Source organism: Amycolatopsis nalaikhensis (assembly GCF_030264295.1).
Lineage (GTDB): Bacteria > Actinomycetota > Actinomycetes > Mycobacteriales > Pseudonocardiaceae > Amycolatopsis > Amycolatopsis nalaikhensis.
On record NZ_CP127173.1, the window covers coordinates 2,651,225 to 2,670,118 of the forward strand.

Genomic DNA, 18,894 nt, shown 5'->3' on the forward strand with positions numbered 1-18,894 from the left:
CTTTCACGTGAAAGCTCGGCCCTCGGTCTACTTGATGAAGCCCTTCTTGACCATCCAGTCGTGGGCTACCTTGCCCGCGTCCTGGCCGTCGACGTCGACCTGCTTGCACAGCTCGACCATCTGCTCGTTCGTGATCGCCGCGCTCACCGTCTCCAGCGGGCCGCGCAGGTCCGGGTGGGCCTTGATGAACTCCGTGCGCAGCGTCGCCACCGCGTTGTACTGGGGGAACGCTTTCTTGTCGTCCTCCAGCACCCTCAGGTTGAGGCCCGAGATGCGGCCGTCCGTGGTGAACACCTCGCCGACCGGGCAGGTTCCGCTCGCCACCGCCGAATAGATCGTGCCGATGCCGAAGTTCTTCACCGTCGGGTTCTGGAAGCCGTACGCCTTGACCGCCGCCGGGAAGCCGTCCTGGCGGCTGGTGAACTCCGTCTCCAGGCAGAACACTCCCTGGTCCGGCTGCTTCTTGATGAACGCCGCCAGGTCGGACGTCGTCTTCAGGTTGTTCTTCGCGCCGTACGCCTCGGTCACCGCGAACGCGTACTGGTCGTTCAGCGGCGAATAGTTCAGCCACGTGACGCCGAACTTCTCCTCGTCCGCCTTCGCCGTCGCCTCGTACTGGGCCTTTTCGCCACCCGGGACCGGGAGCTCGTTGCCCTGGTAGTTGATCCAGCCCGTGCCGGTGTACTCCCACGTGACGTCCGTCTGCCCGGACAGCAGCGCCTGCCGCGACGAGTTGGAGCCCTTGATGTCCGACAGGTCGACGACGTCCGCGCCCGCCGCCGTCAGGGCCATCTCGGCCATGTACGCCAGGATGATGTTCTCGGTGAAGTCCTTGGACCCCACCGTCACCTTCAGCCCCTGCAGCGACGGGATCGGCTGGATCGAGCCCGGCCGGATGTCGTAGGGCACCGCCTGGTTCACCGTCAGGCCGCACGACGAAAGCGTCACGCCCAGCAGCGCCACGAGGGCCAGTCGCCGGAGTTTCATCGCAGCCCCTTCGGTCCGAAGTACTGTTCGGCGACCGCGCCCAGCCAGTCCACCAGCAGCGCCAGCGCGACCGCCAGCACCGAGCCGGTGACCAGCACCGAGGTCAGGTTCAGCTTGTAGCCGGTGTCGATCAACAGCCCGAACCCGCCCGCGTTGACGAACATGCCGAACGTCGCCGTGCCCACCGCCAGCACCAGCGACGTGCGCAGGCCGGCCAGGATCAGCGGGACGGCCAGCGGGAAGCTCGACGCGCCACAGCACCGCGCCCGCCGACATCCCGATGCCGCGGCCCGCGTCGATCAGCGCCGGGTCGACCTGCTGGATGCCGACCATCGTGTTCCGCAGCACCGGCAGCAGCGAGTAGAACGCCAGCGGCAGCGCCGCCACCCAGATCCCGCCCGTCGCGCCGGTGACGATGAACCACAGCACCAGCACGCCCAGCGCGGGCGCGGCCTGGCCGATGTTCGCGATCGCCAGGAAGATCGGCGCGAGGAAACGAGCCCACGGCCGCGTCACGATCACCCCGAGGGGTACCGCGACCAGCACGACGATCGCGGTGACCACGAGCGTCATCAGCACGTGGTCCCACAACGCCGTGAGCAGCGAAGACGCGTTGAGCGTCTCCTTCTCCGTCGCGGTCAGCCCGCTGGAGAACACCGAGACCAGCGTGACGGCGACGATCACCAGCACCGCGACCGGCTGCGCGAAGAGCCGGACGCGTTCCGCGCGTTTGGAGCCGGACTCAGTGCTGAACCCGGTGTCGACGGCGGCCGTCACGCCGACACCTCTTCGCCGTTCGTGTGCTCTTCGCGCAGCTGCTGGATGGTCGCGATCACGGTGTCCAGCTGGATGGTGCCCGCGTACTCGCCGCGCGCGCCGGTCACCGGCACCGAGCCGCCCTCGGCGAGCATCGCCTCGAGCGCGTCCTGCAGCGTCGACTGCAAGCTGACGACGTCGCGCAGCGGCTTGCCGAGGTTCGCCAGCGACGTCGCCGAGGTGAGCTCGCGCGCGTGCACCCACCGGGTGGGACGGCGGCGCGCGTCCAGCACGAGCGCGAAGTGCCGACGGGACTGCTCGAGCTTCTCCCGCACCGACGCGGGTGTCTCGTCGACGGTCACGGTCAGCGCGTCCTGCTGCAGTTCGACGTCGCGCACCCGCAGCAGCGTCAGCTGCTTCAGCGACGCGCCCGCGCCGACGAAGCCCGCGACCGTGTCGTCCGCCGGGTTCGCCAGGATCGCCTCGGGCGTGTCGTACTGCAGGATCGTCGACTGGTTGCCGAGCACCGCGATCTTGTCGCCGAGCTTCACGGCCTCGTCGAAGTCGTGCGTGACGAACACGATCGTCTTCTTCAGCTCGCTCTGCAGGCGCAGCAGCTCGTCCTGCAGGTTGCCGCGGGTGATCGGGTCGACCGCGCCGAACGGCTCGTCCATCAACAGCACCGGCGGGTCCGCGGCGAGCGCCCGCGCGACGCCGACGCGCTGCTGCTGGCCGCCCGAAAGCTGGCGCGGGAAGCGGTCGCGGAAGTCGGCCGGGTCGAGCCCGACCAGGTCCATCATCTCCTCGACCCGGTCGTTGACCTTCTTCTTGTCCCAGCCGAGCAAACCGGGCACGACACCGATGTTCTGCGCGACGGTGAAGTGCGGGAACAGCCCGGCCTGCTGGATCGCGTAGCCGATCCGGCGGCGCAGGGTGTCGACCTCGAGCTTCAGCGCGTCCTCGCCGCCGATCGTGATCCGGCCGGACGTCGGCTGCACCAGCCGGTTGATCATCCGCATGGTCGTGGTCTTGCCGCAGCCGGACGGGCCGACGAAGACCACGATCTTGCCGGCGGGCACGACCATCGAGAAGTCGTTCACGGCCGGCTCGCGGGTGCCGGGGTACCGCTTGGTCACGTGCTCCAGCTCGATTTCGACGCCGGAGACTTCCTCGTTCTCAGCCACGGACACCCCTAGAGATGGTGAAGCGCTTGATCAGGACGTAGATGCCGTCGAGGATCAGCGCGAGGATGACGACCCCGACCGTTCCGGTGACGGCTTGGTTCAGGGAGTTCGTGCTCCCCGCGTTCGTGAGCCCGGAGAAGACCTCGGCACCGAAGCCCGGGCCCTTCGCGTAGGCGGCGATCACCGCGATGCCCATCAGCATCTGCGTCGCGACGCGCATGCCGGTGAGGATCGCCGGCCACGCCAGCCGCAGCTCGACGCGGGTGAGCACGCCGAAGCGGCTCATCCCGATGCCGCGGGCGGCGTCGACGACGGCCGGGTCGACGCCGTCGAGCCCGACGATGGTGTTCCGGACGATCGGCAGCAGGCCGTACAGCACCAGCGCGATGACGGCCGTCGTCGGCCCGAGCCCGGAGATCGGGATCAGCAGCCCCAGGAGGGCGAACGACGGGACCGTCAGGATCGTGCTGGCCAGCGCCGTGGCCACCGCCGAACCGATCGGGCTGCGGTAGACCGCCACGCCGATCAGAACGCCGAGGATCGCGGCGAGGATCGTGCACTGCACCACCATGCTGGTGTGGAGGTAGGCCTCCAGCCACAACTTGCTCGCCCGGTCCGAGATGTACTCGAAGAGATTCATCCGTGTCCGCACTCCCGCCCGCGTCCGTCGAGACTCACCCGAACGGGCTAGCTCCTGACCGACGGCTCAGTACCCACCGTGCGTGGAAGCCAAACCTCCGGATCCGGCCTCGTGGTTTCGACCACCGTTCCGCATCCGGCGGTGATCGGCAACAACAACGCTGAACCGATCCCGCTCGGTGGCCGTGTACTCATCGTGTGCTCACTTGCCGGGATCACACGATCACCCTGCGGCGCGTCGCTTAGGCTGCTCGCCATGCGCACTTCGGCACGGCGACCCGCCGTGCTGGGTGCTACGCGCGGCGTGTTGCTGGCCGTGAGCGCGGCGACGCTGTCCGTCACCGCGCACCGCCTCGCCGACGGCGGCCTGCCCGACCCGGCGATGACCGTGCTGCTCACCGCCCTGTTCGGCTGGACCGCGACGGCGCTCGCCCGCAAGGCACGCGGCGCGGTCGCCACGATCACCCTGCTGGGTGCCGCACAGCTCGTGATGCACCTGCTGCTCACCACGCTCGCCGGCCACCACGACATGTACGCGACGGCGGACAGCACGGGCCTCGGCATGATCACCGCGCACGCCGTCGCGACCGTGCTGACCGCGCTCCTGCTCGCCCGCGCGGACTCGACGCTGCTCACGGTGCTGGCCGTGCTGCGCGCGATCCTGCCGCGGCTGCTCACCCCGCTGCCGGTCCCGGCCGCGGCCCCCGCGCCCATCCCGGCCCGCGTCGACGGGCCCGCTCACCTCGTCGGCGTCGACCTGCGCCGGATCCGCGGGCGACGCGGCCCGCCCAGCCACTCCTGAACCCAGCTCATCCCCGAACCAGCGGACAACCAGTCCGCTGCCCCTTCTTGAGTTCATCAGGAGTGAACCCATGTCCCAGCACGTCTTCAAGCGCGCCGGTTTCCTCGCCGCCACGGTCGGGGTCGCCGGACTCCTCGGCGCCGGCGTCGCCTCCGCGCACGTGACCGCCAACGTCTACGGCGCCCAGCCCACCAAGGGCGGCTACACCGCGATCTGGTTCCGCGTGCCGAACGAGGAGGCGAACGCCGCCACCACCAAGGTCGTCGTCGACATCAAGGGCGACTACGGCATCGGCAGCCTGCGGACCAAGCCGCTGCCCGGCTGGACCGCCGAGGTGACGAAGTCGAAGCTGCCCACCCCGATCACCAAGGACAACGGCACCCAGATCACCGAAGCCGTCACGGCGGTGACGTGGACCGCGCAGCCGGGCAACGAGCTCGAAGGGCACCGACTTCCAGGAGTTCCAGGTCAGCTTCGGCCCGCTGCCGTCCACTGTGGACCAGATCGAGTTCCCGGCACACCAGACCTACAGCGACGGCAAGGTCGTCGACTGGAACCAGCCGACGCCGCCGGGCGGCGAGGAGCCGGAGCACCCGGCGCCGGTCGTCAAGCTGGCCGCGAAGGCCGAGGACGGCGACGCGCACGGCAGTATGGCGGGGACGGCGTCGACGACCGGGGACGCCGCCGCGACAGCGACCACCACGTCAGACAGCACGGCCCGCTGGCTCGGCGGGGCCGGCCTGCTCGTCGGCGCCATCGGCCTCGGCGTCGGAGCCGGCGCGACCATCCGGGCCCGCAAGGCCACGGCCAAGTCGGGAGGCAACGACTAGATGCGCAAGGCGCTCGTCGCGCTGGCACTGACCGGGGTGGCCCTGCTGGGCACGGCCACCCCGGCGCTCGCGCACAACGTGCTGATCTCCTCGGACCCGGCGAACGGCTCGTCCGTCGCCGCCGGCCCGGCGAAGATCAGCCTGACGTTCGACCAGTACGTGCAGGGCGCGGACGTCAACCAGATCGCGGTGACCGGACCCGGCGGCGGCCAGTGGGCCGAGGGACCGATCAGCGTGGTCAACAACGTCATCAGCGCGCCGCTGCGGCCGCTCGGCCCGGCCGGGAAGTACACGGTCGGGTACCGCGTGCTCTCCGCCGACGGCCACCCGGTCACCGGTGAGCTCACCTTCACCCTGACGACGGCGGGCACCGGCACGCCGGCGACCGTCGACGCGGCGAAGTCGCCGGGCAGCTCCTCGCAGGCGGCGTCGACGCCGTCGAGCGGGGTGCCGATCTGGGTCTGGATCGCCGGCGCGGTCGTGCTGCTGGCCATCGGGCTGACCGTGGCCCTGCGTTCGGGCGGCGGCGCCGCCGAGGAGAAGAAGTAAGGCGATGTCCCAAGCCGAGACCACCGCGAAACCCCGCTATTCGACGCTGCTCTGCGTCGTCACGGCGGGCCTGCTCGGCGCCCTCATCGGCGTCGCGCTCATGTCCACCACCCCGGTGCCGGGTGTGGTGGAACCCAGCGCGGTGGTCTCGGCCGGCATCCCGATCGTCCGGGTCCTGCTCGACCTGGCCGCGGTGACGACGATCGGGCTCGCGCTGCTGTCGGTCCTCGTCGGGTACGACCGGCCCAAGCTCACCGAGCCGATCATGCGGCTGGCCCGCCCGGCCGGCGTCGCGGCCGCGCTCGTCTGGGCCACCGCCGCGGTGGTCGCGCTCATCCTGCAGACCGCGGAGTACAAGCCGGGCTCGACAACGCTCTCCGCCGGGGACATCGGCAGCTACATCGCGAACGTCGGCGCGGGCAAGGCGCTCGTCATCGTCGCCGCGCTCGCCCTCGGGCACGCCGGGATCGGCGCGCTGGCCCTGCGCTTCGGCGAGAAGGTGCCCGCCGAGGTCCGCGTCGGGCTCGGCCTGTTCGCGCTGCTGCCGCTGCCGGTCACCGGGCACGCGTCGAACTGGAACTACCACGACTACACGATGATCTCGATGGAGCTGCACGTCATGAGCGCGGTCGCCTGGACCGGCGGCCTCGGCGCGATGACCGTGCTCCTCGTCGCGAACCGGACGCTGCTGGCGCATGCGCTGCCCCGGTTCTCCAAGCTCGCGACGCTCTGCCTGGTCCTCTCCGCGGCGACCGGGCTGTTCAACGGCCTCGTCGAGATCTCGCTCAACCCGACCATCGGGTTCTGGGCGGCGATCTTCACGACGCCGTACGGGCAGCTGTTCCTCCTGAAGCTGGTGTGCACCGGCGCCATCGCGCTGCTCGGCGCATACACCCGCTTCCGGTTGATGCCGCAGATCGTCCGGCACAACCGGACCGCGCTCGCCGCGTGGGCGACGCTCGAGCTGACCGTCATGGGGCTGGCGTTCGGCTTCGCGGTCGTGTTGACGCGGGCGCCGGTCGTCGCTTCCTGAACCGCATCACCGCAGGTCGGACACGGCGGGTAGCTGCAAGTTGCGCATTGGGATGACTGGTGATCCATTGGGGGTGACCCGTCGAGCCGAACTTTCTACCCAGAGCTGACCGCATTCCGGAAGCGACGAACGGTCATTTGCAGTCGGCGAATGCACGTGCAGATTGTGGCGCCGGTCACATCAAGTGACAGACTTGGCTCAACGGTAACGCGTCCAGCGCGTGTCCGTCCGGCCTTTCCGGAGATCGTCCAGCCGCCGGTAGAGCTCGGGCCGCACCTGCGGCCGGCTGCGCAGGATCGGCAGCACGCTCGTCGTCAGCTTCAGCTCCCGGACCGCCCGCAGCACGGCGAATCCCGGCCACGACGTGACGTCGAAGCCGTACGCGGCGGCGAACGTCCGGTACCGCACCGGCGGGTCACCGAACCGGTCGCGCCCGACCGCCAGCGGCGTCAGGTCCCATTCCGGCGGGCCGACGCACGACGAATCGAAGTCGCAGAGCACCGGTCCGTCCGGGCCCGGGATGACGTTGCCGGGGTACGCGTCGCCGTGGACCAGGCCCCTGGGCAGCGGAAACTCCAGCTCGGCCAGCGCCGCCTCGAGCTCGGCGCAGCGGTCGAGCAGGAACGCGCGGTCGGCGGCGGTGATCTCCTCGGCATCGGAAACTCTGGCCCGCACCGCGGCGAACGGCGCCCACTCGGCGAGGCCGTCCGGCGCGGGCAGCGCGTGCACCTGGCGCAGGAGGCGGGCCAGGTCGGCGGAGGTCGCCGGCCGGCCGATGCTCGGCACCTGGTGCCACACGGTCACCAGGTGCCCGGCCACGTCCAGCGGCTGCTCGACGCCGTCGAGGAGCCGGATCGCGGGGACGCCGTGGCGCTCGAAGTGCCGGGCCACGCGCACGACCGTGCCGACCCGGTGCCGCAGCTGCGTCGAGCCGACGATGCGGATCACGAAAGGCGCGGTGACCAGCGCGTACACCGCGTTGTTGGTGAACCGCAGCAGCCGCGCGCCCGCCGGGTCGAGGCCCAGCAGCGAGCAGGTCTCGGCCAGCACACCGCGCAACTTCCCCGCGGTGAACCGGCCGTCCAAGATCGTGCCGGCGCCGTCGACGTCAGGCGGCGTAGAAAGCGTTGAGGCGATCGGCGAGGTCACGGGCGTCGGCGTTGTTCCGGCGGCGCTCGGCCTCGTCCTGCAGCGGCCGCATGCGGTCCTTGACCCGCTCGGACTTGATGCCCTCGGCGCAGTCGATGGCCTTGCCGCCGACCTTGGCGCCGTGGTCGAGGTCGCCGTCCAGCAGGTGGTTGGTGGCCAGCGCGCTCAGCATGAACGTCTTGGAGCGGGCCATTTCGTCGTCGTAGGACTCGACCGCCCTGGTCAGGGCGGGGATCGCGTACTTCGTGTGCTCGGCGTTCTTCTGCGCGAGGACCGTGTGGACGGTGCCGACCATGGCGTAGACGTCGGTCTCGGTGAAGAACTTCACCCAGGACTCGGCCTCGGCCAGGTTGGCGCGCTCGAACTCGTCCTTGCTCCGGCCGAGCAGCTTCACGGCCTGCTCTTCGTTGCCCATCATCGCGTAGGCCCAGGCCTCGTTCGCGCACAGCACCGAGACGGCCAGCTCGGAACCGCTTTCCTGGGCGGCGATCTGGCCGAGCTGGAACAGCTTCAGCGCGTCGTTCGGGGCGTCCTGGTGCAGGTAGACGCGGCCCATGCGGTAGAGCACGTTGGCGACGAGCGGGTGGTTTTCGCCCTGCTTGGCCAGGTCGAGCGCGTTCGCGAAGTGGCCGCGGGCGGAGTCCATCAGGCCGGTGTCGAAGGACGTCCAGCCGGCCAGCGAGTGGAGGTCGGCCAGCGCCACGTACAGGCGGTTCTTCACGATGTCGGTGCCGTGCGCTTCGAGCATCTGCTGTCCCCAGGACAGCTGCGCCACGACGGCGTCGCGGCAGAACCCGCCGCCGTACTGGTAGTCCAGCGCCCGGAGCGCGCGCGTCGCGGCCTCCACCTGGCGCACGTCGGTCATGCCGATGCGCCCGGGAGCCGGCGTCCGCGCCGGTCCGGCCGACCACGTGCCCGATTCCGGACCGAACACCGCCGCACCCATCGTGACCTGGGCGGCGTGCGCGAGGAACCTCCGTCGCTTCACGGACTCGTCCTCCTCAGCCTGCTGGCCGTCGGCGGAGCCGACGACCCGTATCGCCGTGGCCTCGTCGTAGGCGAGGCCCATGTATCCACGGGGAACGCCCAGGCCATCGGCGATCCTCGTGAGCACGTCGTAGGCCATGACCTGGCGACCCTTGAGGATCTCCGACACCTCGGACTGGGACTGGCCGGTCATCGCGGCGATCTGGCGCTGCGAGACACCGTGCTTGCGCAGGAGCCGGTAAACGGCGCTGATCTCGCGCGTCGCGAGCGCAGCTCTCATCTCGGGCTGCTCCCACGCGTCAGCGGGAACCGCGTGGCCCTGCCTGGCGTCGGCACTGCCACCGTTACTGGCGTCCATCGCGCCCCCTCCACTGTCCGGTCGGGCGTCTGTGAAACAGCGTAGGCAAACCTGCGAAACCGTGTGAACTGCCGAACTGGCGCCCTGATCGGTCCGGGCGAAGTCCGTTGACCGCTTACCGTGGAACCCGGTCCGGTCACCGCTATGACGCCATTTCGACCTTCTATCGCACCCGGTTTCACCTCACTGTAGTTGTCAGATCTCCGTCACCGCCCGGACACCGGCAGCGATCACGGAGAGCTACGAAAACCGCAGCACAGTCACAAAGGCGATGTTGCAGAAGGCATCTTCGGAGCCACTCCGAAGAGAGACGACAGAGCGGAGAGAGGCGTGGAGTTCGTGGACTCGTTCGCAGGGGGACATGCCGGCACGGCCACCCGCGCCGTGCGGCCGGCGGTCGCGACGGTCTCTCCCGTCTCCGCCGTCCGCCCCGTCACCCCCGCCGCCGCGGTGGACCCCCGCACCGCGAGCGTCCGCCACTACGAGGGCGGTCAGCTGGTGTGGCGCGTGCAGTGCGGCGACCTCATCAGCCGCGAGCGCGCGGTGACGGTGTTCGTCGAAGACAACCAGGTGGTACTGGTCTCGCCTCCCGGTGAGACCGCGCGGCTGACGTCCGGCCAGCTCGGCCAGCTGCGCGCCGCGCTCAACGAAGCCGCCAAGATGGCGGAAAGGTGACGGTGAGCTGACGATGGATCAGGTACTCGGGCAGGTCCTCCGCAACGCGGTCTGGGAGCGCCTCGACATGCTGACCGACCTGGCGAACCGCGCCGACGCCCAGTCGCTCGTCTCGGTCGCGCGCTCCGAACTGCCCCGCTTGACGGAGGCGTGGCGCGCGATGCTGAAGATGCACGAGCCCGACGAACGCGGCGACTGCCCCACCTGCTCGACCCGGTGGCACCGCTGCAAGGCGCCGTGCTCCGTCTGGCAGGTCGCGCACGAACACCTGGTGGCGGGCGGGCTGGCCCCGCAGCAGCAGCAGGCGTCGGCGGACCGGCGGCTGCAGGGCCGCCGCAAGAGCCCGGTTCCCGCGCAGGGCCACCCGGTCCCGGCGCCGTCCCCGGCCGAGACCACCGGGCGCCACGCGCTGGTGAACCCGCGCCGAGCGGTCACGGCCTGACCCACTGAGCCGGCGAGCGCGGCCGACCGATCGCCCCATCGGACCCGCGCCTGCTCTCGCCCCGGCCGGGGACTGTTTCGCCCGCACCCCCGAGCAGTGCGAACCAGTTCCCGGCCATCCCGGTCCCCACCGCGATTAATCGAAAAAATTCGCCGTCAGGCCTAGCCCAGGCGGTAATCCCCCGCTAGATTGATCATCAAACGCAGCGTGGATCAAGGGTCGACCCGCGCGGCGGCCCGCCTCAGAGCGGCCCTCGAATTCCGCGGGCCGGTGCCGTTGCACTCCCCTCCCCCGACCGGCACCGGCCCGCGGTTCCACCTTCGTTCAGCGAACCGCCTTCACGCGGAGCACCAGCACGGCCGCGAGCAGCGTCGCGACGGCTGACGCGGCGAAGAGCCCCGGATAACCACCCAGGTAGGCGAGCACCAGCGGCGTCAGCAGCGGCGCGACCACCTGCGGCAGCGAGTTCGCGATGTTGATGACCCCGAGGTCCTTGGCGCGGTCCTGCGCCGTCGGGAGCACCTGAGTCAGCATCGCGAGCGCGACAGCCATGTACGCACCGAAGCCGACGCCCAGCAGCGGCGACGCGGCGAGCGCGACCGGCCAGCTCTGCCAGAGCACCAGCAGCAAAGCGGCCAACGCCATCACGCCGGAGGCCGCGAGGACGTACGGCTTACGCCGTCCGGACTTGTCCGAGAAGTGCCCGGCGAGGACGGCGCCGATCACGAGCGCGACGCCGTAGAGCGCCATCATGATGAGCAGCCCGGTGTCCGGATCCGGGTAGTGCACCGCGTCCTTGAGGAAGAACAGCAGGTAGAGCGTCCCGAACGCGTTGCCGAGGTTGATCATGAAATGGCACGACCACGCCCACGCGAAGTCCGGGAACCGCCGCGGCGACACCCACAGGTTGCGCAGGACCTCGCCGGCCTGGGACGACGGCCGGAATTCGACCGGCAGGCGCGCGTCCGGCGTCCGGAGCACGAAGAACGCGGCGCCGACCACGACGATCCCGGCGCAAACGGCGTAAGCCAGCGGCAGTCCGGCGATGCCGAGCATCACGACGACCACGAGCGCGCCCAGCACGGTGCCGAGCATCTGCGCGATGCCGACGAGCCCGCCGACCTGCGCCCGCTGCCCGACCGGCACGCGGTCGGCGATCGCGGACATGAGCGTCGCGAGCATGCCGTTGAGGCCGGCCTGAACGAGGCACCAGCCGACGATCATCAGCGCGACGTCCGGCGCGAAGGCCAGCACGAGCAGCCCGACGGCGGCGACCGCCGCACCGATCACCGTCCACGGGTGACGGCGGCCGAAGCGCGAGCAGGTCCGGTCCGACAGCAGCCCGACGGCCGGGTTGACGACCAGAGCCACGACGGCGCCGACCCCCATCACCAGTCCGAGCACGAACTCCTTGTTCACCTGGTCGAGCAGCTCGGCCTGCTGCGGCAGCAGCACCTGGATCGGCGCGTAGATCCCCAGCCAGAGCGCGATGTTCGCGAAGAACAGCAGGCTCATCCAGCCGGGCCGCACGCGCACGACGGGCTCGGCGAGCGCCTCCGGGAGGACTCGGGTCGATTCACTCATTCCGCACCAGCTTCCGGTACCAGTGGAACGAGTCCTTCGGCGTCCGCCGCAGGGTCTCGTAGTCGACGTGCACCAGGCCGAAGCGCGGCGCATAACCCTTGGACCATTCGAAATTGTCCATCAGGGACCAGCAGAAGTAGCCCCGGACGTCGACACCGGCGTCCATCGCCTCGCGCAGCGCGACCAGGTGGCTGTGCAGGAAGTCGATGCGTTCGGGATCGTGCACGCCCCCGTCCTCGGCGACGACGTCGGCGAAGCTGCAGCCGTTCTCGGTGATCTGGATCGGCGGCAGCTTGTCCAGGTAGCGGCGGTGGAAGTCGAGCAGCAGCTCGCGCAGGGCGTGCGGAACGATCGGCGAATCGTTCGTGGTCATCGGATAACCCTCGATCGGGCGAAGGTCGAAGGGCAGCGGGTTGCCCGGGCTCGGCTTCGCGACCCCCTGCGGCTCGTAGTAGTTGATGCCGTAGAAATCGAGGGGTTGCGCGATGGTCGGCAGGTCGTCGGCGAACCCGGCCGGGAGGTGCGCGTGGAGCTGCTCGGGGTAGCTGCCGAGCAGCACGGGATCGGCGAAGAGCCGGTTGAGCAGCGCGTCCAGCCATTCGGCGGCTTCCTGGTCGCTCTCGTCAGCGGGCCAGATCGGCGAGTGGTTGTTGGCCGTGCCGATGTTCGTCGCCCCGGCGGCGCGGAGGGCCTGGACGGCGAGGCCGTGCGCGAGGTTCTGGTGGTGCGCGGTGGGGATGGCGTCGAGCAGCAGCATCCGGCCGGGCGCGTACTCACCGATCCCGTAGCCGAAGATGGACATGACCATGGGCTCGTTGAGCGGAATCCACAGTTTCACCCGATCGGCGAAGCGCTCGCCGAGGATGCGGGCGTACTCGGCGAAACGCTCAGCGGTGTCCCGGGAGAGCCAGCCGCCCGCGTCTTCGACCGCCTGCGGGGTGTCCCAGTGGTAGAGCGTGACGGCGGGCGCGATGCCGGCTTCGCACACGGCGTCGATGAGCTTGTCGTAGAAGCCGAGCCCTTCGGCGTTGGGTGCACCGGTGCCGTCGGGCTGGATGCGCGGCCAGGCGATGGACATCCGGTAGGCGCCGACGCCGAGTTCGGCCATCAGCGCGATGTCTTCGGGGTAGCGGTGGTAGTGGTCGGCGGCTACGTTTGCTTGTTCACCGCGGGCGATCTTGCCCTCGGTCGCGGTGAACGTGTCCCAGATGGACGGTCCGCGCCCACCTTCGCGGGTGGCGCCTTCGATCTGGAACGCCGAGGTCGAGACACCCCAGAGGAAGTCGGGCGGGAAGATCGGGTTCTGCACCGGCTGCTGACCCCTTCGTCAGGCCACCCGTACGGGTGAACATGAAAAGTTCTCATATACTAGGTCTTCACTCGTCCGTGGGGAACCCCGTCGGCACGATAAAGTCCCAGATCAGACGAGGAGGAGCGCCGTGTCCGACATCCAGGCCGCGAAGGTGCCGGCAGAAGCCACCCCCTTGCGCCGTCAGCCGGTTCAGCAGCGCAGCGCGAAGCGGGTCGAGCAGATGCTCGACGCGAGCGCGGCACTGATCGACGAACTGGGCTACGACGCCTTGACGACGACGTTGATCGCCAAGCGCGCAGGAGTGGCGGTCGGGTCCCTGTACCAGTTCTTCCCCGACAAGCGAGCGGTCGTGCAAGCGCTTACCGCCCGCAACCTGGAGAGGTTCGTGGCGGCGGTGAACGAGCGGCTGAAGCAGCTCGGGCCCGAGCACTGGTGGGACGTCGTCGACTCGATCCTCGACATCTACCTCGAGATGCACCGGACGGTCCCGGGATTCTCCAAGGTCCACTTCGGCGACATCATCGACCGCCAGTTGTTGGACGAGACACGCGACAACAACGCGGTCATCGTCGACTCGCTGACGGATCTGCTGTCGGCTCAGGTCGATCGGCCGGTCGAGGACCTGCGGTTCGCGATCACGATCGCCAACGAGGTGGCTGACGCGCTGCTGAAGCTGGCGTTCCGGCGGGAGCCCAGCGGGGACGAGAAGATCGTCGCCGAGGCCAAGTACGTCGTTAAGGGGTATCTCGCGGCCCGGTTCGGGGACTAGCTGTCCACAGGAGTTGTCCACAGGTATGCACAGCTGTGGACAACTCCGGTTTTGGGGCTGGGTTGTCGGTGGGCGCCGATAGACTGGAAGCGGGGGTTCCCCCAGGGAAGGGCGGGCTGCGCGCGCGGTGGCCGATGTGCTGGACCGGGACCGCGCCAGAGATCCACTCGCGCTGCGGATTGCCCAGGTCGGCCGCCGCAAACTCGCCGCGATCGGCAAAGTTCCCGCGCCCCGCATGGGTGAGCAGACCGCGCCGTCCCCGGCACCGCAGCCGCTGACGCCGTCCTCCGCAATTGCAGCAGGGTCGTCCGGCATCGGCCTCCCACTGCCGCCGCCCGCAACGGCACCCACTACCGCTCCCGATGTGGCTTGCATCCACAGGGCCATGGGACGGAGGCCGTACGGTGGCCGATGTGCCGGACGAAGACCGCGCCGGGCAATTCCAGCCGGGCGATATCTACGAAGACTGCTCGTTCCACCCCGTCCTCTGCACCTACATCGACGACGGTGACGAGATCGGTGGCATCTCCCTGATCGACGCCAGCTACCCGCGGGCTTGCTCGCTCAGCGGGTGCGCGGTCGTCAAGCTCTCGATCGACGACGTGATCGCCGCGCGGGCCGACTGGCCTGCCTACCTCGCTCGGCGCAAGGCGCACGAAGGCCTCTAGCGTCAGCCGAAGTTCTGGTGCTCCCCGCGGTAGGTGGGCACTGTTCGCTCCACCTGGTCGCCCTGCACGAGGTGGTAGTGCGTGAACCGCTCCGCCAGCTCGCCCGCCTTCGCGTGGCGCAGCCACACCCGGTCGCCGAGCTTCAGGTTTCGGGCCGCTCGGCCCGTCACCGGCGTCTGGACCTCGCCCGCGCCCTCGAAACCCAGCAACTTCAGGCCCTGAGGCAGGTAAGGCTGCGGCACACGGGAAGCACCCGCCGGGCCGGAAGCGATGTAGCCGCCGGAAAAGAGCGTTGCGATGTTGCGCGTCGGACGGCGGACCACCGGCAACGCGAACAACGCCGCCGGGCGGGGCTTGAAGCGCGTGTACCCGTCGAACAGCGTGGGGCCGATCAGGCCCGAGCCCGCCGCGATCTCCGTGACCACCGCGTCCGCGCCCGTCGACTCGATGCTTCCCGTGCCGCCGCCGTTCACGAACTCCAGCGGCGTCACCTCCTGGACCGCTCGGACCGCTTCGCCGCGACGGCGGTTCAGCTCGGCCGCCGAACGGCGTTGCATCCAGCCCACCACCAGGCGGTTCAGGCGCGCTCCCGCCGCGTCGCCCAAGCCCGCGATCTGGCCCTCGTACGCCATCACGCCCACCAGGCGGAAGCCCGGGCGGGAGACGATCTTGCGCGCGAACGCCGCCGCCTGCTTCGGGGTGAACACCGGGGACCTGCGCGTGCCGACGTGGACTCCCGGCAGCGGGCGCCACGACGCGTCCAGCTCCAGGCACACCCGGATCTCCGGGTGGTTGTGGCCCAGCGCCGCGTCGACCAGGTCCAGGTGCTCGGGCGAGTCGACCATGATCGCGATCGACGCGCGGGCCTCGTCCGACGCCGCCAGGCGGCGGAGGGCCTCGTGGTCGGCCGTCGGGTAGGCGACAACGATGTCGTCCGTTGTGCCCTGCTCGACGTGCCAGACCGCCTCCGCCAGCGAGTAGCACATCAAGCCCTCGAAGCCCGGCATCGCGAGCACCCGCTCCAGCAGCGCCCGGCAGCGCACCGACTTGCTGACCACCCGGATCGGCTTGCCCGCGGCTCGGCGCCGGAGGTCTTCGGCGTTCGCGTCGAACGCCGCCAAGTCGACCACGGCCAAGGGCGGATCGAGGTCCTTGGTCGCCAAGTCGTACACCGTCGCACTGGTCACGAGGTCTAAAGTACGACACGAAGGCTTGAAACGCGAATACTATTCACTTACTGTTTCGGGCACTCGACGGAATGAAGGGTGCGCGCATGACCCGGTGGACCAACTGGGCGGGCACGGCGTCCGCCTCGCCGCAGCACGTTCACCAACCCCGCAGCGCGGCGGAGATCGCGGCGGCCGTCGAAGGCGTCGCCGCCGCCGGGCGGACCCTGCGGCCTTGGGGCAGCGGGCATTCCTTTACGGCCATCGCCGCCGCCGACTCCGATGCGCTCGACCTGCGGCACTGGACCGGCATCGAGCAGGCCGACCTCGAAACCGGGCTCGTCACCATCCGCTCGGGCACGACGATCCGGCAGCTCAACGCCGCTCTCGATGCGCTCGGGCTGGCCATGACCAACCTCGGTGACATCGACGCACAGACCATCGCCGGCGCGATTTCCACCGGCACCCACGGCACCGGCGCGAAGCTCGGCGGCATCGCCACGCAGATCGCCGCGCTCGAGCTCGTCCTGGCCGACGGCTCGGTCGTCACCTGCTCGGCCGACAAACGTCCCGACCTCTTCGCCGCCGCTCGCGTCGGCCTCGGCGCGCTCGGCGTCATCACGACCGTGACGCTGCGGTGCGAGCCCTCGTTCGTCCTGCGCGCGCAGGAACGGCCGGAGCCGCTGGAGCAGGTGCTCGAGGGCTTCCACGACTTCGCCGACGAGAACGAGCACTTCGAGTTCTACTGGTTCCCCTACGGCAAGAACGCCCTGGTCAAGCGCAACAACCGGTGCGATACCGCGCAGCCGTTGAGCAAGGTCCGCGAGTTCGTGGACTACCAGATCATGGAGAACGTCGCCTTCGGCGGGCTCTGCCGGACCGGCCGCCTGATGCCGCGGCTCGTGCCGTCGCTCGGCAGCTTCGCGTCGAACGTCCTGAGCGCGCGTGAGTACAGCGACGTCTCGCACCGCGTCTTCGTCACGGCGCGCAATGTCCGCTTCACCGAAACGGAATACGCTGTTCCACGTGAATCAGTGCTCGACGTGCTCGCCGAACTACGCGCCGTGGTGCCGAAGCTGAAGGACCCGGTGATGTTCCCGGTCGAGGTCCGCGTCGCCGCGGCCGACGACATCTGGCTGTCGACCGCGCAGGGGCGCGACTCCGCCTACATCGCCATCCACCAGTTCGTCGGCATGCCCTACCGCGAGTACTTCGGCGCGTTCGAGAAGATCGCCGGCGCCGTCGGCGGCCGCCCGCACTGGGGCAAGATGCACGACCTCGACGCCGGCGTCCTCCGCTCCCGCTACCCGCACTTCGACGACTTCCTGCGCGTGCGCAAGGAAACCGACCCCAACGGCGTCTTCAGCAACACCTACCTGGACCGGGTGCTCGGCCCGGCTTAGAACAGCGCGGACACCGATTCGCCGTTGTGGATCCGGCGGATCGCTTCGGCCAGCGCCGGCGCGATCGACAGGATCTTCAGCTTCTCCGTGCGCTCTTCTTCCGGCACCGGCACGGTGTTCGTGCAGACGATCTCGAGCACCTCGGGACGGCTGCCGATGCGCTCGATGGCCTTCGCCGCGAACAGCCCGTGCGTGCACGCGACGCGGATCGAGCGCGGCTTCAGCTCAGCCAGCCTGTCCAGCAGCTCCAGCACCGTGCTGCCCTTGGCGATCTCGTCGTCGAGGACGATCACGTCGCGGCCGGTGATCTCGCCGATCACCGAGGTGATCTGGACGCGGTCGTCGGGGAAGCGTTCCTTCGCCCCGGCCGCGACCTGGACGCCGAGCAGGCGCGCGAAGTGCGACGCCTCCTTCGCGTTGCCCAGATCCGGCGAGACGACGGTCGCGCGCGAAAGGTCGTACTGCCGGAAGTGCTTGGCCAGCTCCTGCAGGGCGTGCAGGTGGTCGACCGGGACGCTGAAGAAGCCGTGGACCTGCGGCGAGTGCAGCGTCATCGCGAGCACGCGGCTCGCGCCCGCGGTCACCAGCAGGTCGGCGACCAGGCGGCCGCCGAGGGAGATGCGCGGCGCGTCCTTCTTGTCCGAGCGCGCGTACGAGTAGTGCGGCATCACGGCGGTGATCCGCGACGCCGAAGCGCCGCGCGCCGCGTCGAGCATCAGGAGCAGCTCGACGAGGTGTTCCTGCACCGGCTTGACCAGCGGCTGGATGATGAAGACGTCTCGCTCGCGGCAGTTGGCCTGCAGCTGCACCTCGAGGCAGTCGTTGGCGAACCGCCGGATCTCGGCCGGCTGCAGCGGGACGCCGAGGTGCTCGCAGATCTCTTCGGCCAGCTCGGGGTGGGCACTGCCGCTGAAGACGGCGATTTCTCTGGAAGCTTGAGTGATCACAGCGCGGAGATCGCTTCGCCGATGGCGGCCTCACCGGAGATCAGCTCCAGGGTGCGGCGGCTCGAAGCGGGCGTCTCGAGCAGGCCGACGAGCACGGCGGCGACGTCGTCACGTGGGACGGGGCCGCGGCCGGTCTTCTCGGCCAGCAGGACCAGGCCGGTGCCGGGGTCGTCGGTCAGCTGCCCCGGCCGGAGGATCGTCCAGTCGAGGTCGCGGGCCTTGAGGTCGTCTTCGGCCGCGCGCTTGGCACGCAGGTAGGCGCGGAACTCCTCGGTGACGTCGGGGTTCTCCGGGTTGTCGGCGCCCATGGACCCGACCTGGACGTGCCGCCGGACACCGGCGCGCTCGGCCGCTTCGGCGAAGAGCGCCGCCGCGCCTCGGTCCACAGTGTCCTTGCGGGCGGTGCCGCTGCCCGGGCCCGCGCCGGCGGAGAACACCGCGGCGTCCGCGCCCTTCAGGACGTCGGCGACGGCGTCCACATCGGAGTTCTCCAGGTCCAGCACCACGGCCTGGGCGCCGGCGGCTTCGAGGTCCGCCGCGTGGGCGGGGTTCCGGATGATGCCTACCGCTTCATCACCGCGCGCGGCGAGCAGCCGCTCCAGCCGCAGCGCGATCTGACCGTGTCCACCAGCAATGACGACTCGCATGGAGCCG

Annotated in this window: 18 protein-coding genes and 2 pseudogenes; 9 read left to right on the forward strand and 11 right to left on the reverse strand. The window is 69.9% G+C overall.

Annotation, left to right across the window (positions count from 1 at the left end):
• Positions 1 to 27 precede the first annotated feature (27 nt).
• From QP939_RS13130 to QP939_RS13145, 4 genes and pseudogenes are all read right to left on the reverse strand, one after another.
• On the reverse strand, positions 28 to 987 hold the full coding sequence (locus QP939_RS13130; RefSeq protein ID WP_285457025.1) for a glycine betaine ABC transporter substrate-binding protein: 960 nt from the start codon (positions 985 to 987) through the stop codon (positions 28 to 30).
• Positions 984 to 1,764 (reverse strand): annotated as a pseudogene (locus QP939_RS13135) (ABC transporter permease). The gene QP939_RS13130 and the pseudogene QP939_RS13135 overlap by 4 nt, the downstream one beginning before the upstream one ends.
• Entirely contained in the window at positions 1,761 to 2,927 is a 1,167-nt protein-coding gene (locus tag QP939_RS13140) for an ATP-binding cassette domain-containing protein (RefSeq protein ID WP_285457026.1), read from the reverse strand. Before QP939_RS13140 ends, QP939_RS13135 begins: the two are co-directional and overlap by 4 nt.
• The gene (locus QP939_RS13145) at positions 2,920 to 3,567 is read right to left on the reverse strand and encodes an ABC transporter permease (protein ID WP_285457027.1); all 648 of its coding nucleotides are present in this window, start codon (positions 3,565 to 3,567) and stop codon (positions 2,920 to 2,922) included. Before QP939_RS13145 ends, QP939_RS13140 begins: the two co-directional genes overlap by 8 nt.
• Positions 3,568 to 3,873: 306 nt before the next feature.
• Between QP939_RS13145 and QP939_RS13150 the strand changes: the two genes are divergently transcribed.
• From QP939_RS13150 to QP939_RS13165, 4 genes and pseudogenes are all read left to right on the forward strand, one after another.
• Entirely contained in the window at positions 3,874 to 4,368 is a 495-nt protein-coding gene (locus tag QP939_RS13150; protein WP_285459734.1) for a hypothetical protein, read from the forward strand.
• A gap of 70 nt (positions 4,369 to 4,438) precedes the next feature.
• Positions 4,439 to 5,198, forward strand: a pseudogene (locus QP939_RS13155) (YcnI family copper-binding membrane protein).
• Positions 5,199 to 5,747, forward strand: a complete 549-nt coding sequence (locus tag QP939_RS13160) for a copper resistance CopC family protein (RefSeq protein ID WP_285457028.1) — start codon at positions 5,199 to 5,201, stop codon at positions 5,745 to 5,747.
• Between the two features lie 4 nt (positions 5,748 to 5,751).
• Entirely contained in the window at positions 5,752 to 6,780 is a 1,029-nt protein-coding gene (locus QP939_RS13165) for a copper resistance D family protein (protein ID WP_285457029.1), read from the forward strand.
• A 198-nt stretch (positions 6,781 to 6,978) separates the two neighbouring features.
• Here the strand turns inward: QP939_RS13165 and QP939_RS13170 are convergent, their stop codons facing one another.
• Both QP939_RS13170 and QP939_RS13175 read right to left on the reverse strand, forming a co-directional pair.
• Complete coding sequence (locus QP939_RS13170) at positions 6,979 to 7,866, reverse strand: phosphotransferase enzyme family protein (RefSeq protein WP_285459735.1); 888 nt, start codon at positions 7,864 to 7,866, stop codon at positions 6,979 to 6,981.
• A 22-nt stretch (positions 7,867 to 7,888) separates the two neighbouring features.
• Entirely contained in the window at positions 7,889 to 9,274 is a 1,386-nt protein-coding gene (locus tag QP939_RS13175) for a helix-turn-helix transcriptional regulator (RefSeq protein ID WP_285457030.1), read from the reverse strand.
• 330 nt (positions 9,275 to 9,604) lie between these two features.
• Here QP939_RS13175 and QP939_RS13180 point away from each other — a divergent pair, with 330 nt between their 5' ends.
• Positions 9,605 to 9,949, forward strand: coding sequence for a hypothetical protein (locus QP939_RS13180; protein ID WP_003069007.1), 345 nt, complete (start codon positions 9,605 to 9,607; stop codon positions 9,947 to 9,949).
• A 13-nt stretch (positions 9,950 to 9,962) separates the two neighbouring features.
• The gene (locus QP939_RS13185; protein ID WP_285457031.1) at positions 9,963 to 10,391 is read left to right on the forward strand and encodes a hypothetical protein; all 429 of its coding nucleotides are present in this window, start codon (positions 9,963 to 9,965) and stop codon (positions 10,389 to 10,391) included.
• A gap of 324 nt (positions 10,392 to 10,715) precedes the next feature.
• Here QP939_RS13185 and QP939_RS13190 read toward each other — a convergent pair whose 3' ends face one another.
• Both QP939_RS13190 and QP939_RS13195 read right to left on the reverse strand, forming a co-directional pair.
• Positions 10,716 to 11,975: an MFS transporter gene (locus tag QP939_RS13190; protein WP_285457033.1), complete on the reverse strand. Its 1,260-nt coding sequence runs from the start codon at positions 11,973 to 11,975 to the stop codon at positions 10,716 to 10,718.
• Positions 11,968 to 13,284, reverse strand: a complete 1,317-nt coding sequence (locus tag QP939_RS13195) for a GH1 family beta-glucosidase (protein WP_285457034.1) — start codon at positions 13,282 to 13,284, stop codon at positions 11,968 to 11,970. Before QP939_RS13195 ends, QP939_RS13190 begins: the two co-directional genes overlap by 8 nt.
• Positions 13,285 to 13,414: 130 nt before the next feature.
• Here QP939_RS13195 and QP939_RS13200 point away from each other — a divergent pair, with 130 nt between their 5' ends.
• Together QP939_RS13200 and QP939_RS13205 are read left to right on the forward strand one after the other, a co-directional pair.
• Positions 13,415 to 14,056: a TetR/AcrR family transcriptional regulator gene (locus QP939_RS13200; protein WP_285457036.1), complete on the forward strand. Its 642-nt coding sequence runs from the start codon at positions 13,415 to 13,417 to the stop codon at positions 14,054 to 14,056.
• 404 nt (positions 14,057 to 14,460) lie between these two features.
• The gene (locus tag QP939_RS13205; RefSeq protein ID WP_285457037.1) at positions 14,461 to 14,724 is read left to right on the forward strand and encodes a hypothetical protein; all 264 of its coding nucleotides are present in this window, start codon (positions 14,461 to 14,463) and stop codon (positions 14,722 to 14,724) included.
• Positions 14,725 to 14,726: 2 nt separating this feature from the next.
• Here the strand turns inward: QP939_RS13205 and QP939_RS13210 are convergent, their stop codons facing one another.
• Entirely contained in the window at positions 14,727 to 15,911 is a 1,185-nt protein-coding gene (locus QP939_RS13210) for an amino acid deaminase/aldolase (RefSeq protein ID WP_285457038.1), read from the reverse strand.
• An 86-nt stretch (positions 15,912 to 15,997) separates the two neighbouring features.
• Between QP939_RS13210 and QP939_RS13215 the strand changes: the two genes are divergently transcribed.
• A complete protein-coding gene (locus tag QP939_RS13215) occupies positions 15,998 to 17,293 on the forward strand; it encodes a D-arabinono-1,4-lactone oxidase (RefSeq protein ID WP_285457039.1) in 1,296 nt (431 codons plus the stop codon).
• On the opposite strand, the gene QP939_RS13220 is transcribed toward QP939_RS13215, so the two are convergent.
• Both QP939_RS13220 and QP939_RS13225 read right to left on the reverse strand, forming a co-directional pair.
• Positions 17,290 to 18,240: a ribose-phosphate diphosphokinase gene (locus QP939_RS13220; RefSeq protein WP_285457040.1), complete on the reverse strand. Its 951-nt coding sequence runs from the start codon at positions 18,238 to 18,240 to the stop codon at positions 17,290 to 17,292. The genes QP939_RS13215 and QP939_RS13220 overlap by 4 nt on opposite strands.
• Complete coding sequence (locus QP939_RS13225; protein WP_285457041.1) at positions 18,237 to 18,887, reverse strand: SDR family oxidoreductase; 651 nt, start codon at positions 18,885 to 18,887, stop codon at positions 18,237 to 18,239. The genes QP939_RS13220 and QP939_RS13225 overlap by 4 nt, the downstream gene beginning before the upstream one ends.
• Positions 18,888 to 18,894: the final 7 nt, after the last annotated feature.

Coding starts and splice junctions, on each gene's coding strand:
- QP939_RS13130 (WP_285457025.1), bottom strand. CDS start 987: ATGAAACTCCGGCGACTGGCCCTCGTGGCGCTGCTGGGCGTGACGCTT.
- QP939_RS13145 (WP_285457027.1), bottom strand. CDS start 3,567: ATGAATCTCTTCGAGTACATCTCGGACCGGGCGAGCAAGTTGTGGCTG.
- QP939_RS13160 (WP_285457028.1), top strand. CDS start 5,199: ATGCGCAAGGCGCTCGTCGCGCTGGCACTGACCGGGGTGGCCCTGCTG.
- QP939_RS13165 (WP_285457029.1), top strand. CDS start 5,752: ATGTCCCAAGCCGAGACCACCGCGAAACCCCGCTATTCGACGCTGCTC.
- QP939_RS13175 (WP_285457030.1), bottom strand. CDS start 9,274: ATGGACGCCAGTAACGGTGGCAGTGCCGACGCCAGGCAGGGCCACGCG.
- QP939_RS13185 (WP_285457031.1), top strand. CDS start 9,963: ATGGATCAGGTACTCGGGCAGGTCCTCCGCAACGCGGTCTGGGAGCGC.
- QP939_RS13190 (WP_285457033.1), bottom strand. CDS start 11,975: ATGAGTGAATCGACCCGAGTCCTCCCGGAGGCGCTCGCCGAGCCCGTC.
- QP939_RS13215 (WP_285457039.1), top strand. CDS start 15,998: ATGACCCGGTGGACCAACTGGGCGGGCACGGCGTCCGCCTCGCCGCAG.
- QP939_RS13225 (WP_285457041.1), bottom strand. CDS start 18,887: ATGCGAGTCGTCATTGCTGGTGGACACGGTCAGATCGCGCTGCGGCTG.